We start from the raw sequence: 14,778 nt of genomic DNA on the forward strand, positions 1-14,778 counted from the left end.
TAGCGTCCGGGCTCCAAGCCGAACGGTTTTTGTCAGGCATCATCGTCCAAGAAATCTCCCCGCATCGACAGGCGTCAACTGCGACCGCAGCCCTTCTGCCAGCCGCGCCGGGCCGACGCGGCGGAGATCGGTATTGAAATCGTCGCGCTGCGGCTCAAGCGCGTGGACCGCGATGCCCAGCGGCAAGGCGCGTTCGTTCAGCGCGGCCCAAGCGGCGCGCCCCGCGGGATCATCGTCGCGCGCGACGTAGAGGCGCCGCAAGCCTGTCGGAAACAGGAGCGCCGCGAGATGCGCCGCCGAGAGGCCGGCGACGAGCGGCAGCGATGGCGCGACCTCGCGCAATGACAGCATGGTCTCGATGCCCTCACCGAAAGCCATGACCTCTCCCGCCAGCCCGAAGCGAACGCCATGCCCCAAAAGATGTCCCATCGCGCGCCGCGGATAGGCCACCGGCGCCTTGGCCGGCCGTGCCGGATCGAGCCAGGTGCGATGGACGCCCATGAGCGAGCCGTCCAAATCGGTGACAGCGGCGATTATCGCCGGGAATGCCGGCTTGACCGATGGGGCATCCTCTTCGGACCGGCGATAATAGCAATGCGGATGATATCGCAGCGCCGGCAAATCCCCGCCCCGCCGAAGAGCGCGGCCCGCGAGATAGATTGGCACCAGCGTCCCGGCGATGGGTTTCGAAGCCGCCCAAAGCCGCGCGGCCGCCTCCCTGCTTCCCGGGCTCGCCCGCCGCGGACGCGGGTTGCGCTTCACCAGGTCAGGCGGAGGCAGGCTCAGGAAGCGCCGCGCCTCGGCAAGCGTTTCGCCGAGGCTCATATGCGTGCAGCTCGCGGCGATGATGTCGAGCAAGTCGCCATGGTCGCCGGTCGCCGCATCGGTCCATTTTCCAGCGCGCGGCTTGCCGTCGTCACCGCTGAGACGGACATAAAGACTTCGCCCCGGCGCATTATGCACATCGCCGACCAGCCAATAATGGCCTTCACGGCGACCGTTCGAGAGATAGTGACGGCACACCGCCTCGGCATTTTCACCGAGACGGCGCGCGAGTTCACGGGCTGGACTTTCCATGCGGGGCTCCTTCAGGCGGCCTTGCGGTCGCTGACCCGTTCAATCGGAAACCGATCGACGAGCTTCGCGAACACATCGGCGCCAGCAGCCCCTGCCGGCACGTAGAGCTTCAATTTCCACGAGACGATCTCCGAAATCAAGCCAAATGCCTTGAGGCGCTCGATCCCCAGATCGTTGAAACCGGTAAGCTCGATCCGCCAGTCGTTCATGGCCCGGACGCGCGCGACGCGCTGACCCTCAGCGAGGTGGAAAACGGCATCGCCCGCGAGCAACATCGACCAGGCTTGTTCGGCCGACAGCTTCGGCGGCCCGTCATCGACGATCCGAGCGGCCCATGCGGGCGATACGCGGCGGCCGATCACGCGCTCGCCAGCATCGGTCTGCAGGCGGTAGACCCGTGTCGACTCGTTCGGCAGGCTGCGCCAGATCGGCAACAGGAGCCCCGAGACCATATGGAGCGTGCCGGTTTCATATTCAGGAAGCTCTCGAAGTTCGGCTTCCCACGCCGCGGTAAACGCCTCCGCATCGACGATAGTCCAGTGGCTCGCCCCGAATTGCTCGGCGAGGATCAGTACAGTCTCCATCGGGCGGATCAGGCGGAAGCGGCGATGCACCGCACCCTCGTCGTCGACGAGGCTGCGCGCGCGCAGCTTGACCGCTGCCCGGCCCGAACGCCCGTTCACCAGCAACGCCGCTTCTTCAGCCCGAGCGAGATCGAGCACCTTGCCGAGCGAGAGCGGGACGACGCGGTCAATCCGGTCGATCGTCAGAAGCTGAGTCTCGGCGCCGGTGCCGGGATGGGTGTAGATCGTCCGGCGATCGGTGACGATGAAGCTCTCGGCGCGCAGCGTCTCGAGGCCGACCTCATAGCTGCCCGCCGCGATCGCCGCCTCGACCCGGGCGACGAGCAGCCCCTCGAACGCGTCGAACAGGATATTCTGTAGGTCGATGGTGAGCGCGAGCATGCGGTTGAGGAAGGTGGTGATCGGCGGCAGTTCGTCGCGAATCCCGCCTTCGGCATCGAGCAGCGACAGCCCGGTCGCGGCCTCGAAGCAGAGCAGCGAGCAGCCCTCCACCTTGCCGCGCACGATCAGCATGTAGAGCTGGCGGAGCGCGTCGCGGGCATAGAAGGATTCCAGATTGTCGTGCGCGCTGAACATATTCTGGCCGCCCGTCTGCCGCTGCCCCCGCGTGATCGCGCCCATCGTGTCGAGCCGCCGCGCGATCGTCGAGATGAAGCGCTTCTGCGCTTTCACGTCGGTCGATACCGGGCGGAACATCGGCGGCTGCCTCTGGTTCGTGCGGTTCGTGCGCCCGAAGCCCTGGATCGCGGCATCGGCCTTCCAGCCCGCCTCGAGCAGATAGTGGATACGGCGGCGCTGGTTCTTCGCGCCAAGGTCGGCATGATAGGAGCGCCCGGTGCCGCCGGCTTCCGAAAAGACGAGAATTCGCTTCTCATCGTCCATGAAAGCATGGGTCTCGCCGACATTGGCGCTGCCCGGACGGTTCTCGACCGCGAAACGGACGTCGCCACTCTCGCGGGCCCGCGGCACGATCCGCCGCGAGCGCCCCGTCACCTCGGCCACCATAGCGGTCCCGAAATGCTGGACGATCTGGTCGAGCGCGCCCGGCACGGGCGGCAGCGACGCCAGCTTCTCGATCATCGCGTCGCGGCGCCGACAGGCTTCGCGGCTGACGATCATATTGCCATCGCCGTCATAGGCCGGGCGCGACGACAGATTGCCGTCGCCGTCGGTGCAGGGCTCGAAGAGCTGGACCGGGAAGCTCGACGCAAGATAGTCGAGCACATATTCGCGCGGCGTGATGTCGACCGACACATCGTTCCACTCGTCCGCCTGGATCTCGGCCAGCCGCCGCTCCTGCAGCGCCTCGCCGGTCGAGACAATCTGAACGACCGCCGCATGGCCCGCCTCAAGATCGCGCGCGATGCTCGCGATCGCGCTCGGCGTCTGCATCGCGGTGATGAGATGGTTGAAAAAGCGCTGCTTGGTGCTCTCGAACGCCGATCGCGCCGCCGACTTGGCCTGGGCATTCAATGTGCCATGTTCTGCGCTCGTCACCCCCGCCGCCTCCATCGCGGCATTGAGATTATTGTGGATGACCTGGAAGGCGGCGGCATAGCTGTCGTAGATGCGCCGTTGTTCGCCCGTCAGCGCATGTTCGAGCAGCTCATATTCGACGCCGTCGAAGGAGAGCGAACGCGACGCGTAAAGGCCGAGCGCCTTCAGGTCGCGCGCGAGCACTTCCATCGCCGCAACCCCGCCGTCCTCGATCGCCGCGACGAAATCCGCCCGTGACACGAACGGGAAATCGCTGCCGCCCCAGAGACCCAAGCGCTGGGCATAAGCGAGATTCTGCACGGTGGTGGCCCCCGTCGCCGAGACATAGACGATGCGTGCCTCGGGAAGCGCATGTTGGAGGCGAAGCCCGGCCCGCCCCTGCTGCGATGGCTTCTGATCGCCGCGCTCACCCTTGCCGCCCGCGGCGTTGGCCATCGCATGGGCCTCGTCGAAGATGATGACGCCATCGAAGTCGCGGCCGAGCCATTCGACGATCTGCTCGATCCGGCTCGCCTTCCCCTCGCGCCCCTGCGAACGCAATGTCGCATAGGTGGTGAAAAGAATGGCCTCGCCGAGCTTCACCGGCGCCCCCTGGCGGAAGCGCGACAGCGGGGTGACGAGCAGTTTCTCCTGCTGCAACGCCGACCAGTCGCGCTGGGCGTCTTCGAGCAGCTTGTCCGACTTCGAGATCCAGAGCGCGCGGCGGCGCCCTTTCAACCAATTGTCGAGAATGATGCCCGCGACCTGGCGGCCCTTGCCGGCGCCGGTGCCGTCGCCGAGGAACCAGCCGCGCCGGAACTGCACCGCGCCTTCCGCGTCATCGGATGCGGCGCCGACGACGTCCCAGGTGGCATCGACCGTCCACGCGCCCGAGAGATGCCCGGCATGGGCCTCACCCGCATAGATGATCGATTCGAGCTGCGCGTCGGACAGCATGCCTTCGCTGACCAGCCGCGCCGGCAGATGCGGTCGATAGACAGGCTTGGGAGGCGCGACCGATGCCATCGAGGCCGACTGGACCAGCGCGGTGGGATGCGGCCTCGCGCCGGGAATGAGGAGCGACTGGAGCGCATAGGGCTCGTAGATGGTGTCGCCGAGTTGGCCCTCGGGCGGCATCCAGTCCAATATTTCATAGCCAAGCTCGACGCCGGGATCGGCGGGCAGCGCAGCCTTTGCCGAAGCCGGGGCCCATGCGCGATCAATGTTCGCGACCGTACGGGCCGGCCCGACCGTCGTCGTTGCGGCGAGCAAAGCGGGCGGTGCCGGGCGCGGCGGCAGATCCTCCTCGACCCATTTGAGCAATGTGGAAAGGTCGGGCGCTTCACCGCGGCTTTGTAGAAGCTGCGCGGGATCGCCCGCGGGAATCTTGTCGATCACGATGAGGCGGGTAGGGATCGTCGTGCCATGCCGCGAAAAGACCTGGCCGGTGATCGCCGCCGAGAAACGAAGCGTGCCGCTTTCCTGCAAGCGGATGAAGGCGTCGCGCCATGCCGGCGCCTCGGGTGAGCAGCCGGCGCCGAGGATCGCGACGAGACGGCCGCCGTCTTTCAGACGCGCCAGCGCCGAGGCGATATGGCGAAGCGCCGCGCCCTTCATCTTGCGGTCGACATTCACGAGCGAGGAGAATGGCGGATTGATCAAAACGACATCGGGCACAACCGCCGGATCGAGCCGGTCGTCGATCGCCGCGGCATCGTGACGGCTGACGGGTGTCGGCGCGAAAAGCAGCTCGAGCAGGCCCGCGCGCAGTTCGGCGAATTCGTTGAGCGCGAGCGTCGCGCCCGCAAGACCCGCATGCACGGCGAGCATGCCCGTCCCCGCCGAGGGCTCGAGCACGCAATCGCCGGGCCGGATCGCGGCAGCGAAGGCGGCGACAAAGGCGAGCGGCAGCGGGGTCGAGAATTGCTGGAAGGACTGTCCTTCCTCGGAGCGCCGCGTCTGGGTCGGGACACGCGCCGCGATGCGCTGCCACATCGCGAGCTGGCGCTGCGGCGAGCGGCTGCGCGCGGCCAGCGCGCGCCCATAGCGGCGCAGCAGCAGGACCTGCGCCGCCTCGCACGCGTCATAGGCCATCTTCCAGTCCCATGCGCCCTCGGCATCCTTCTGGCCGTAGGCCGACGTCATCGCGATCCGGATCTGCCCGGTGTCGAAGGGCGTTCCGTCCTCAAGCAGCGGAAGCAGGCGCTGGGCCGCATCGAAGAGCCGCGCCGCCGGGGTGGCTGCAGGTGAGGAAAGAGATGAGGAAATGGGGGCGGCGCCGGCTGCGGCGTCGGGCAAAATGGTTCGCATGGCGGGAATATCCTGGAGAGGCGTTGAAGGGCAGCCGCCAGGCGCTCTCTCCTGAACCCTGGGGCTATCCCCTTCCGGCCCGTCTCTCCCTCTCAGCCAAAGCGTTCCCCGGCTTCGGTGAAGCCATAGCCATTGGCCAGGATCGCCGCGTCGACGGCTTCATCGGAGTTCAGATAATCGAACTCGCGCTCGAGCTGCCGGTAGAGCCAGCGCGCCAGATCGCGCAGCGCTTCGCCAATCTCATCCTCGGCATCCGCAGTCATCTCCCGCATCCTCGGGTCATCACGCTCGACGGTGATCGCCATGCTATATTCGTGATGATATCGGCCGCGGTGCACGACGACCGACGATAGCCGATAGAAGTTGCGGCGCTGGACCGCCTGCAACGCGCCCGCGATGCGATGAAGCTCGGCGTCTTTCGGCGCAAAGCTGCGGATATTCTTCAGCGCAGCCTTGGCGTAACGATAGACACCCTCGAAGCAGGCACCGTCGCCCTGGCTCGCAAAGCCCGAAAACCAGATGCAGCTTCGCGCGCGCGTGCCGCCGCCGAACAGCCGGACCCGCTGCGTCGCCAGTTCGACGCCGACAAGGTCGCAGATGCGCTCGAAATCGTCGAAAACCGTATCGTACCAATCATAATCGAAGCCGCCCTCGCGATACCATGCACGGGCCCGGTCCTTTGCCGGCTCGGAAAGCTCTTCGAGACCATATATGGTCGTTTCGACAATCTCGGGCATGGGCTTGCCTCCTTTGAACGGGTCGAAGAGGTGGGAAAAAGGGAGGCGGACACGCCTGCCTCCCAAACAAGGACCTACCTCCCCAAAAAGGAAAAGCCCGGCACAGAGCCGGGCTTTTCCGTCGGTTTGTCAGCACTGGATCGATCATCCCGTAGGACGGTCGCTCTGAAGCCGGCCAAGCGCCTCCTCGAGGAAGCCCGTCGTCGACATCGTGTCGATGTCGTCGGCGGTGATGAAGATGGCCATGCCGCCGAAGCCGTCGGGGCGCATCTTCGAACAGGTCCAGGCCATCATCACCTGCAAATGATCGAGTGTCTCCGATCGCCGGACGATGTCCTGGAGGATGGTCTCATAGCCGAACATCGACATGTCGATCTCAAGTTCGGTCGCCTCCGCTTCGCATTCGCCGAGTTCCTTTTCGACCAATTCGGCTGCGCAGCTTTGAACACCCTCGCTTTCCGCAAGCAGCGCCCTCGCCTCATCGACCGACAGGAACAGAAAGTCGTTCGGACCCGCGCTCGCGAAGAAATAGACGTCGTCGCCCATATCCTCATGCTCGAAGATTTCGCCAAGGATCCTGCGCTCGAGCACAGTCATCGCCGCGACCGGGACATCGGGCTGGATGACCGTCTGGGAGAAATAGTCAGCCATGACGCGCCTCCTCCACAGCAGCCGCATCCACCGGTGGGGGATCGCCCTCGACCACCAGCGGCGGCACGATAAAGGCCGCCGCGTCGAAATAGGCGAGGACCGCCTCGATGCTCCCGCGCTCGTTCACCAGATAGTGGTCGATCATGACGCGGTCGGATTCGTCGACCATGTAGGAATCGATCGAGCCGGCACCGCGAAAGACGATCCGTTCGGCGCTCCATTCGCCGGGATAGCTCCCCGACCAGCGAACAAAAGGCAGCCCCTTCTCGGCACAGAAGCTTTCGAGGGCTTCGACCCGGCCCCAGGCAACCTCATGGGCATAGAGCGACACCGCCTCGCCGACGGTGCGATGGCCGGGCTCGAAGGACGGACCATCCCATTCGGTCGACAGGCCCTCCATGGCGATCAGGCCCGCAAGCTCGGCGAAGGTCGATTGGTCGGCATAGCCGCCGATCGTAATCGAAACTGGAACACGGTCAGCCATGACGCCCTCCATGGTCTGCGCCCGGCATCGTCACCGGTGACAGTTGATTGGCAAGATTGGACATTTCAATTCTCCAGAAGAAGGAAAGCCCGGCACGCGGTCGGGCTTTCAAATTTGGGATCGGGATGGGCCGTCCTGGCCCGCGGCGGCTATTCGGCCGCGACGACATCGCCGCCCGCGACATCGTCATTGAGCGCGTCGGCGAGACCCGGCGGAAGTGCGCCCCCGGCGTCATCATTCGCCGCATCCGGAACCGGAGCGGGCTCAAGGTCAGGATTACGCAGCGGCGCCGGGAGCCAGTCGCTGTCTTCGAGCAGCCGCTCGGCCTCGCGTGCCATATCGGCCTTTTTGAGATGGTCGATCATCCGGGCAAAATTATCGCCCCGCGCTTCGGCGACGTCGGCGATGATCCGCGGCTTGGTCACGCTGCGGAAATAGCCGTCGGCCGTCGGACGCCAGCCCGCGCCGAGCACATCGAGTCCCACCGCCTGCGCCAGCACATGGCTGTGCGCGATCCGGCGCTCGACGCCATGCGCCGAGATGCGGCCATTGTCATATTTGGGCACGATCTCGGCCTGCGCGTTGACGCAGAGCGACGCACAATGCGCGAACAGCTTCGTCTGCTCCTCGCCATCGAGCGTCAGCAGATAGTCCCACACCTCCTTGTCCGACTGCGGGAGCCGCTCCTTCCATTCGGCCGCGCGCGCGTCGATCGCCTGCGCCGGGCCGCAATCGCGCAAATTGGTCGGCGCGTTGGTGAAATAGACGCGGTTCGGCGACACCTGAACGCAGCTTTCCCTGCTGCTCGAATAGAAGCAGCCGAGCACCAGGGCATGGAGAACCGAAGCGAAGGCGGTCGCCGGATCCTGCGCGAAGGCGTCCTGAAGCGCGAGCGTGCGCCACGCCGTCAGATCCGACACGAGCCGATCGGGAAGGGGCCGGAGTGTCTCCACCTCCTCGTCCTCCCCGGCGTCCGCCGACACCGCGGCTTCGCCGCCCGCGTCCGGGCCGGCGGACCGGGCATCGCCGTCCGCGGCCGAATGCGCTTCGTCTTCGGACGCTTCCGCCTTCGGCTCGTCCTCGGGCTTCACGAATCCACGCTCGACCCGCACCGAACCATCGCGATCGATCGAGACGAAGGCACCGGCGATCGCCATTTCGGCCGGGTCGAACAGCTCCGGCCGGTCCGCGAGCGTACCGAGCTCGGTCTCGACTGCATCGAGACGCGCGTGGACCTCGGCCGGAACCTCCGGGGCATCGGCCCATTCACCCTCGAGTTCCTCGGCTTCGGCCTCGAGCGTGGCGACGCGCGCCAGCTCGTCCTCGCTCATCGGGGTCACCTCGCGGTCGATTTCGCGGAGGCCGCGCGTGGCGTCCCACGGCAGGTCGATCGAGGTCGTCACCCATTTCCAGCCCTCGGCAAGGACGCGCTCGCCTTCCGCCTTCAGCTTCTCGTCGACCAGCCGATCGAGAAGCGCCGGATCGGTGAGCCAGCCGCCGCCGTCGGCTTCGAACAGGTCGCGCACGACGCCGCCACCGGCTTCGACATAGGCGCCCAGACCGACGAAGCATGTCCGTTTGTCGGCGGCGCGCACGCTGTTCTCGGTCAGCTTCTGCCGAATATAGGCCGCCGATTTGTTGAAGCTGTGTTCGAGCTGGTCCCACAGCTCTTCCTGGCGCGCATGGTCGTCCGACACGGTGAACGCCATCAGCTGGTCGAGCGTCATCGCATCGTCGGCGTAGAGGGTGTGAAGCTTCGGCGAGACACCCGCGAGCTTGAGCCGCTGGCGCACCGCGGCCGGCGTGGTGTGGAAGTGCGCGGCGATTTCCTCGATGCCGGTGTCCTTCTCGACCATCGCCAGCATCGCACGAAACTCGTCGAGCGGATGAAGCTGCTCGCGAAAGCTGTTTTCGGCGAGACTGTCCTCCTCGGCGAGGATATCATTGTCGGCAGCGCGCACGACGCAGGGGATCGGCGCATCCTTCGCGAGCCTTTTGCGCTTCACCAACAGTTCCAGCGCGCGGTGGCGGCGCCCGCCGGCCGGTATCTCATACCGGCCGGTTTCCTGGCCGTCGGCACCCAGCAGCGGCCGGACGTTGAGGCTCTGGAGCAGCCCGCGCCGGTCGATGTCGTCGGCCAGCGCGTCGATCGACACGCCGGCCTTCACACGCCGGACATTGGACTGCGACAGGACCAGCCGGTCGAGCGGGATGTCGCGCGACGGGCTGAGGGTGATTTTGGCGGCAGTTCTGGCCATGGCCATTCTCCATGACGGGCCGCCGCGAGACACTCTCCCGGCTTTCAAGCCCGTCACGAAAACCCGGCCCTCCTCTCCCTTTGGGGCCGCCGCAGGCGGACCTATCCGCACCCGGAAATCCGGCAGCCACGCCCGCTCATCCGCGCTGCCGCTTCGCGCAAACGCCGCTCGCCGAGCAGGATCGAGCCCGCGCTGCGAGCCGCCGCGGCATAGACCGAGAGCGGATGATGCGGCGTGAAGCCGAGATCACGCTCGATACCAAGGCCGAACGGCAGCCGGACCGCTTCGAGTTCGGCCAGCGCGAAGCTGCCGAGCTCGGGGCATCCGAAGCCAAGGTCGGCAAGGCCGAACAATATGCCGTCCTCGTCCATCTCGGTCGCGAGCCAGGTCGCCGATCCCACCGGGTTGAAGAAGCGCACGACGGGCGCCGGATCGGGCTCGCGCCCGCCGCGCGCGACGGCTGCACGACGGGCCGCGTCGTTGGCGCGCAGGTGCGCCGCGAGATCGGGGGTCAGGAGTTTCATGTCGCCGCCCTGCCCGCCAGGGTTGGGGCGTACATGCCGGCCGGGCGGACGCCGGGCCGCGCGAGCGCCCGGGGCAGGAAGAAGGGATGATATGTCATGCAAGGTCTCCGCGGCGGACCGGAGGCAGGGCCACTCCCGCCTCCTTCGATCCGCTCACCAGGACCCGTGCCTTCCTCTCGCTCTCTTTCCGGCGCCCCGCGGCACCGTCCGGCGACCGGAATATAGATGCAGATCTGGGGCCAATTTTCCGGGGCCCGCGCCTTTCCCGTTTCCGGCCAATCGATTAGGACCGGGAGGCGATCGCCGTCGCGCAGCAGGGGCCAGGGCAAAAGCCCGCCTCGCCGAGGGCCGGGACCAGTCGCATAATGTCCCATCTGTCGTCCGTGCCGGAGAGGAACCGGGACCGGCGACCCAGGGAGCGGCTCGCGGGATCGACGGGTTGGGAACGTGCCGGCGACCGGACGGTCACAGTGAAGCATTTTTGTTTGATGGAGGAACTCGCCCTCGAAATTTCCACGGCGACGAATGAGGACGGGCTCTTCGAAGCCCTCGCGCGCGCATCGATGCGCCTCGGCTTCGACCATTTCGCGCTCGCCTATGACCGGCGCGGCAATGCCGAGCCGGCATCCCTGCTGGTTCACAATTACCCCGATGCCTGGGCCAAGGTCTATGTCGGTTTCGATCTTGGCGGTGCCGATCCGGTGCGCCGCGCCGGCGAACGGTCGATGACCGGCTTCCGCTGGGACGAGATCGAAAGCTACATCCCGCTGACCCGCAGCGACCGGCAAATGCTCCATGTCGGCCGCGAATATGGTCTCGCCGACGGCTATACGGTGCCGCGCCACCTCCCTGGCGAGGCCAGCGGCGCCTGCTCTTTCGTCCTGCGCCCGCAAAGCGAGCTTCAGGACGATATGCTCCGCATTGCCGAAATCATCGGCGCGCTCGCGATCGTCTCGGCACGCCAGCTCGTCGGCGCCGTGCCGCTAAAAAGCAAAGCGACGCTGAGCGAACGGCAGCGCGAGTGCGTATTATGGACCGCACGCGGCAAGACCGCGGCCGAAGTGGCGGTCATTCTCGGGATCGGCGAAGTGACGGTCGTCCAGCATCTCAAGACCGCGCGCGACCGCTATGACGTGCATTGCGGCCAGATGCTGACCCTCTGCGCGCTGTTCGATGGCCTCATCGGATTCGGGGACGTCTATGACTGGTGGCACGCGCGCTGACCGCGTCAACGACGACTTGTCCGGAAATTCAGCAAGGAGGCAGGCACGCCCGGAATGACAGCCGAGGCAAGGGCGTGCCGCTCAGTCGCAGCACGCGCCCTTGCCTCCGATCTGGATCGGCGGGCAGGGCGTGGTTCCATAGGAGCAGAACACGCAGCAGTCGCCGGGCTCGGGCCTCAGCACGGCACCGCAGCCCTTGCAGTCATAGAAGAACTGACAGGCGTCGGTCGGCATCGGTTCCGTCTCGCGATGGCCGCACTGCGGACAGGTGATCGTCGAACGAAGGTCGGGGCCGGCATCAGACATAATGGTAGCCCGCCCACAGCAGCGCCGCGCCAAGCAGGAGGCCGGCAAGCGTCAGGATGCGCACCCAGCGGGGCGTGCAGGCACCGCCGGGGCCACAGCGCGCGGCCGCGCGCTGCTGGCGGAACAGCAGGAAGGCGCCGAGAATGAGGCATGCCGCCCCGATCAGAAGAAGCGGCGTGCGATAGGGCATGGCGACCATCGCGATGCCGCCGAGCCATGCGGCTCCGATCCCCGCAGAGGCCAGCAGGAAGGGCAGCGCGCAACAGGATGCAACGCCGAAAGCCGCGGCGATGCCGGCTAAGGTGAACGCGCCGGCGTCGATACCCTTGGGGCGATTCTGCATTGGGATCGGTTCCTTGTGCGGTGTGAGGGGACGCCGTAGCATCTGTAGCAGCTACAGACTCAAGAGGTATTTTTGCGATGGCCGCAACCAGAGCGATGCAGATCGGCGAACTCTCGCGCCGCACAGGCTGCAACATCGAAACGATCCGCTATTATGAGCGGATCGGCGTCCTCGACGTTCCGCTCCGGCGCGGTCGCTACCGCAACTATGGCGAGGAGGATGTAGGGCGCCTCGGCTTCGTGCGCCGGGCCCGAGAGCTCGGTTTCACCCTCGACGAGGTGCGGGCGCTGCTCCAACTCGCGACTGGAGGCCAGGCTGCCTGCGCCGAGGTGCGCGACGTCGCCTCGTCGCACCTTGCGGATGTGCGCGCGAAGATCGCCGATCTCAAGCGGATGGAGCGTGTCCTCGCCGCTTCGGTACGGGCTTGCGAGGCCGGCGACGATCCCGCCTGTCCGCTGCTCCAGACGCTTCGGGCCGGTACACCGCACGGCTGATCGTCCGGATGACACCCGCGTGACGACGAGCGACAGGCTCAACTATCAAGAGCTTCTGGAATCGCGCGGATCATCCTCATATCTGGGGATACGCGCAGTCCACGGAAAATGATTTGATTCCCGGCACCAACAGCCGAGGAATCATCATGATCGACACGACCCCGCGGGCGCCCGCCGCGCCCGGGAACGCGGCGCTGCGCGCCATGTTCGCCGCGCGCAAGAGCGTCTTCATCGACCTGCTCAAATGGGACCTGCCAGTACTCGCCGGCCAATATGAGCTCGACCATTTCGACACGCCGGCGGCGCGCTATCTCATCCTGCTCGACGCCGATGGCCGCCACCGCGCCTCGGCGCGGCTGCTCCCGACCGAGGGCGCACATCTCCTTGGCGATCATTTTGCGCATCTGTGCGCCGGCGACGTGCCGCGCGGCCCCACCGTGTGCGAGATCAGCCGCTTCTGCCTCGACCGGGACCAGGACGCAGCATCGCGCCGCGCCGCGCGCGACCAGCTGGTGACCGCCCTTGCAGAGCATGCGCTGCGCGAAGGCATCACCGATTATACCGGCGTCGCCGACCTATGCTGGTTCGATCAGGTCCGGGAGTTCGGCTGGAGATGCGACGCGCTCGGGCCGAAGGCCGCGGATCCGGGTGGGAGATTGATGGCATTGCACATCCATATCGACGCGCATGTGCTCGACGACCTCAAGCGCGGCGGCGTCTATGCGCCGCTCTCGTTCCGCCTCGCCGACGACGATGGGGAGGCGGAAGCATGACCGGTCTTGCGTCCGATGATCTTGCCCGGGAACTGCGCGAGACGGGATACTGCATCGTCCCCGACCTGATGCCGCCGGATGCGATTGGGGCGCTCGACGCCGATCTCGATCCGGTCTTCGCCGCGACACCGTTCGGGCGCGGCGACTTCTACGGTCACCGCACCAAAAGATTCGGCGCCCTGATGAAGCGCTCGGTCTGGGCGCAGGCACTGGCGCTCGAACCGACAATCCTCGCGGCGGTCGAATCCATTCTCGGCGACGCCTGCGAGAGCATCCAGCTCAATGTCGCGCAGGCGATCGAAATCCATCCGGGCGAGATCCGGCAGTTTCCACACCGCGACCATGACATGTGGGCGGGAGAAAAAGGCGCGCACGAATATCTGCTCAATGTCATCTGGCCGCTCACCCCCTTCACCGCGGACAATGGCGCAACGCACATCTATCCTCACAGCCATGGCGCGGAGGGCATGGCGAAGATCGACCCCGGCGAGCCGATCATCGCTGCGTGCGACCCGGGCGCCGCGATCTGCTTTCTGGGCTCGACCGCGCATGGCGCCGGCGCCAATATCACCGACCAGGTGCGGCGCGGTGTCGTGATCGGCTACAGCCTCGGCTGGCTCAAACCTTATGAGAATTTATGGCTCGCCTATCCCCCCGAGATCGCGCGCGGCTTCCCGCGCGAGCTTGCCGCGCTCGCGGGCTATCGCCAGCACCGTCCCAATCTCGGCAATTATGAAGGCCAATGCCCTTCGTTACTCCTCGGAGGCGATATCCCGGAGCATATCGGCGCGGTCGATGGGCTGCGTCCCGACCAGATGGCGATGCTCGCAGAGTTCGCGGCGGCCGAGCGGAACGGCGCATGAGCCCCGCGCATGTCGTCGAGCCAACTTATGAAGCGATCAAGCGCCGGCTGATGGCCGGCGGCTGGGTGCCTGGCAGCCGGCTGGAATCGGCGAAGATCGCCGATCAGCTCGGGGTCAGCGTGACGCCGGTGCGTGATTGCCTCTACCGACTGGCGGGCGAGCGCATGGTCGATTTCAGCCATGGCGACGGGTTTCACGCGCATCGCCTGTCCGAGACCGAGTATCGCGACATGCTCGAACTCCATCTCATCCTGCTGCTCGCTGCGCTTGCGACGACCCCGCGCGGGCGCGCGACGCCGGCTCCGCAGGATGGCGACTATCCCGATCGAACCGCCGGACTGTTCATCGAAATGGCAGCGCGGTCGGGCAATGGCGAACTGGTCGCGAGCATCACCGCGCTCGGCGACCGCCTCCATCTGGCGCGGCACCTCGACGAACAGCTTGTCGGCGAAACAGTCGCCGAACTGGATGCGCTCGCGGCCGCGCTGACAAGCGGCCCGCCGCATGAGACGCGCAACCTTCTGCTCCGCTATCACGAACGCCGCGCCGGCGAAGCGGCCAGCTATGCGCGGCTGCTTGGAGGCGCGTCATAGTGCCAGACCCGGTGCCCAACGTCTGATTCTGCCCATAATCCTTGTCTTTGCGCGGCCATGCTGACATGATTCGGGGTGCGGG

General features: G+C 66.3%; 14 protein-coding genes. 5 read left to right on the top strand and 9 right to left on the bottom strand.

The features are described from left to right. Nucleotides 1-39: 39 nt before the first annotated feature. The 7 genes from AC3WS4_RS24825 to AC3WS4_RS24855 form a co-directional block, all read right to left on the bottom strand. On the bottom strand, nt 40-1,077 hold the full coding sequence (locus AC3WS4_RS24825; RefSeq protein ID WP_058818180.1) for a DUF7146 domain-containing protein: 1,038 nt from the start codon (nt 1,075-1,077) through the stop codon (nt 40-42). Nucleotides 1,078-1,088: 11 nt separating this feature from the next. Beyond that, nucleotides 1,089-5,447, bottom strand: coding sequence for a strawberry notch-like NTP hydrolase domain-containing protein (locus AC3WS4_RS24830; RefSeq protein ID WP_492740784.1), 4,359 nt, complete (start codon nt 5,445-5,447; stop codon nt 1,089-1,091). A 92-nt stretch (nt 5,448-5,539) separates the two neighbouring features. Beyond that, a complete protein-coding gene (locus AC3WS4_RS24835; RefSeq protein WP_058818182.1) occupies nt 5,540-6,184 on the bottom strand; it encodes a DUF8835 domain-containing pootine in 645 nt (214 codons plus the stop codon). 144 nt (nt 6,185-6,328) lie between these two features. Then, nucleotides 6,329-6,835 carry a hypothetical protein gene (locus AC3WS4_RS24840; protein ID WP_058818183.1) on the bottom strand — a complete coding sequence of 169 codons (507 nt, stop codon included), beginning with the start codon at nt 6,833-6,835 and terminating at the stop codon, nt 6,329-6,331. Further along, nucleotides 6,828-7,319, bottom strand: coding sequence for a hypothetical protein (locus AC3WS4_RS24845; protein WP_058818215.1), 492 nt, complete (start codon nt 7,317-7,319; stop codon nt 6,828-6,830). Before AC3WS4_RS24845 ends, AC3WS4_RS24840 begins: the two co-directional genes overlap by 8 nt. Nucleotides 7,320-7,468: 149 nt before the next feature. Further along, on the bottom strand, nt 7,469-9,577 hold the full coding sequence (locus AC3WS4_RS24850; RefSeq protein ID WP_444805307.1) for a ParB/RepB/Spo0J family partition protein: 2,109 nt from the start codon (nt 9,575-9,577) through the stop codon (nt 7,469-7,471). 101 nt (nt 9,578-9,678) lie between these two features. Next, the gene (locus AC3WS4_RS24855; protein WP_053555749.1) at nt 9,679-10,101 is read right to left on the bottom strand and encodes a DUF2958 domain-containing protein; all 423 of its coding nucleotides are present in this window, start codon (nt 10,099-10,101) and stop codon (nt 9,679-9,681) included. Nucleotides 10,102-10,571: 470 nt separating this feature from the next. Here AC3WS4_RS24855 and AC3WS4_RS24860 point away from each other — a divergent pair, with 470 nt between their 5' ends. Then, nucleotides 10,572-11,324 (top strand): LuxR family transcriptional regulator, encoded by a 753-nt coding sequence (locus tag AC3WS4_RS24860; RefSeq protein ID WP_235527045.1) that lies wholly within the window; start codon nt 10,572-10,574, stop codon nt 11,322-11,324. Between the two features lie 81 nt (nt 11,325-11,405). Here the strand turns inward: AC3WS4_RS24860 and AC3WS4_RS24865 are convergent, their stop codons facing one another. Continuing rightward, on the bottom strand, nt 11,406-11,630 hold the full coding sequence (locus AC3WS4_RS24865) for a GDCCVxC domain-containing (seleno)protein (protein ID WP_492740785.1): 225 nt from the start codon (nt 11,628-11,630) through the stop codon (nt 11,406-11,408). Continuing rightward, nucleotides 11,623-11,973 carry a mercuric transporter MerT family protein gene (locus AC3WS4_RS24870; RefSeq protein WP_053555752.1) on the bottom strand — a complete coding sequence of 117 codons (351 nt, stop codon included), beginning with the start codon at nt 11,971-11,973 and terminating at the stop codon, nt 11,623-11,625. Before AC3WS4_RS24870 ends, AC3WS4_RS24865 begins: the two co-directional genes overlap by 8 nt. A 77-nt stretch (nt 11,974-12,050) precedes the next feature. Between AC3WS4_RS24870 and AC3WS4_RS24875 the strand changes: the two genes are divergently transcribed. The 4 genes from AC3WS4_RS24875 to AC3WS4_RS24890 all read left to right on the top strand — a co-directional run bounded on the left by AC3WS4_RS24875 (nt 12,051) and on the right by AC3WS4_RS24890 (nt 14,696). Continuing rightward, nucleotides 12,051-12,467, top strand: coding sequence for a MerR family transcriptional regulator (locus AC3WS4_RS24875; protein ID WP_053555753.1), 417 nt, complete (start codon nt 12,051-12,053; stop codon nt 12,465-12,467). A 146-nt stretch (nt 12,468-12,613) separates the two neighbouring features. Continuing rightward, complete coding sequence (locus AC3WS4_RS24880) at nt 12,614-13,240, top strand: acyl-homoserine-lactone synthase (protein ID WP_053556400.1); 627 nt, start codon at nt 12,614-12,616, stop codon at nt 13,238-13,240. After that, a complete protein-coding gene (locus AC3WS4_RS24885) occupies nt 13,237-14,103 on the top strand; it encodes a phytanoyl-CoA dioxygenase family protein (RefSeq protein WP_058818185.1) in 867 nt (288 codons plus the stop codon). The genes AC3WS4_RS24880 and AC3WS4_RS24885 overlap by 4 nt, the downstream gene beginning before the upstream one ends. Beyond that, nucleotides 14,100-14,696: a GntR family transcriptional regulator gene (locus AC3WS4_RS24890; protein ID WP_058818186.1), complete on the top strand. Its 597-nt coding sequence runs from the start codon at nt 14,100-14,102 to the stop codon at nt 14,694-14,696. Before AC3WS4_RS24885 ends, AC3WS4_RS24890 begins: the two co-directional genes overlap by 4 nt. Nucleotides 14,697-14,778 lie beyond the last annotated feature (82 nt).

Source organism: Sphingopyxis sp. EU05-FHT14B03 (assembly GCF_058790875.1).

Bases quoted from the DNA above. Each gene is read 5' to 3' on its own strand.
- AC3WS4_RS24825 (WP_058818180.1), bottom strand. From the start codon at position 1,077: ATGGAAAGTCCAGCCCGTGAACTCGCGCGCCGTCTCGGTGAAAATGCC.
- AC3WS4_RS24830 (WP_492740784.1), bottom strand. From the start codon at position 5,447: ATGCGAACCATTTTGCCCGACGCCGCAGCCGGCGCCGCCCCCATTTCC.
- AC3WS4_RS24835 (WP_058818182.1), bottom strand. From the start codon at position 6,184: ATGCCCGAGATTGTCGAAACGACCATATATGGTCTCGAAGAGCTTTCC.
- AC3WS4_RS24840 (WP_058818183.1), bottom strand. From the start codon at position 6,835: ATGGCTGACTATTTCTCCCAGACGGTCATCCAGCCCGATGTCCCGGTC.
- AC3WS4_RS24845 (WP_058818215.1), bottom strand. From the start codon at position 7,319: ATGGCTGACCGTGTTCCAGTTTCGATTACGATCGGCGGCTATGCCGAC.
- AC3WS4_RS24850 (WP_444805307.1), bottom strand. From the start codon at position 9,577: ATGGCCAGAACTGCCGCCAAAATCACCCTCAGCCCGTCGCGCGACATC.
- AC3WS4_RS24855 (WP_053555749.1), bottom strand. From the start codon at position 10,101: ATGAAACTCCTGACCCCCGATCTCGCGGCGCACCTGCGCGCCAACGAC.
- AC3WS4_RS24865 (WP_492740785.1), bottom strand. From the start codon at position 11,630: ATGTCTGATGCCGGCCCCGACCTTCGTTCGACGATCACCTGTCCGCAG.
- AC3WS4_RS24870 (WP_053555752.1), bottom strand. From the start codon at position 11,973: ATGCAGAATCGCCCCAAGGGTATCGACGCCGGCGCGTTCACCTTAGCC.
- AC3WS4_RS24875 (WP_053555753.1), top strand. From the start codon at position 12,051: ATGGCCGCAACCAGAGCGATGCAGATCGGCGAACTCTCGCGCCGCACA.
- AC3WS4_RS24880 (WP_053556400.1), top strand. From the start codon at position 12,614: ATGATCGACACGACCCCGCGGGCGCCCGCCGCGCCCGGGAACGCGGCG.
- AC3WS4_RS24885 (WP_058818185.1), top strand. From the start codon at position 13,237: ATGACCGGTCTTGCGTCCGATGATCTTGCCCGGGAACTGCGCGAGACG.
- AC3WS4_RS24890 (WP_058818186.1), top strand. From the start codon at position 14,100: ATGAGCCCCGCGCATGTCGTCGAGCCAACTTATGAAGCGATCAAGCGC.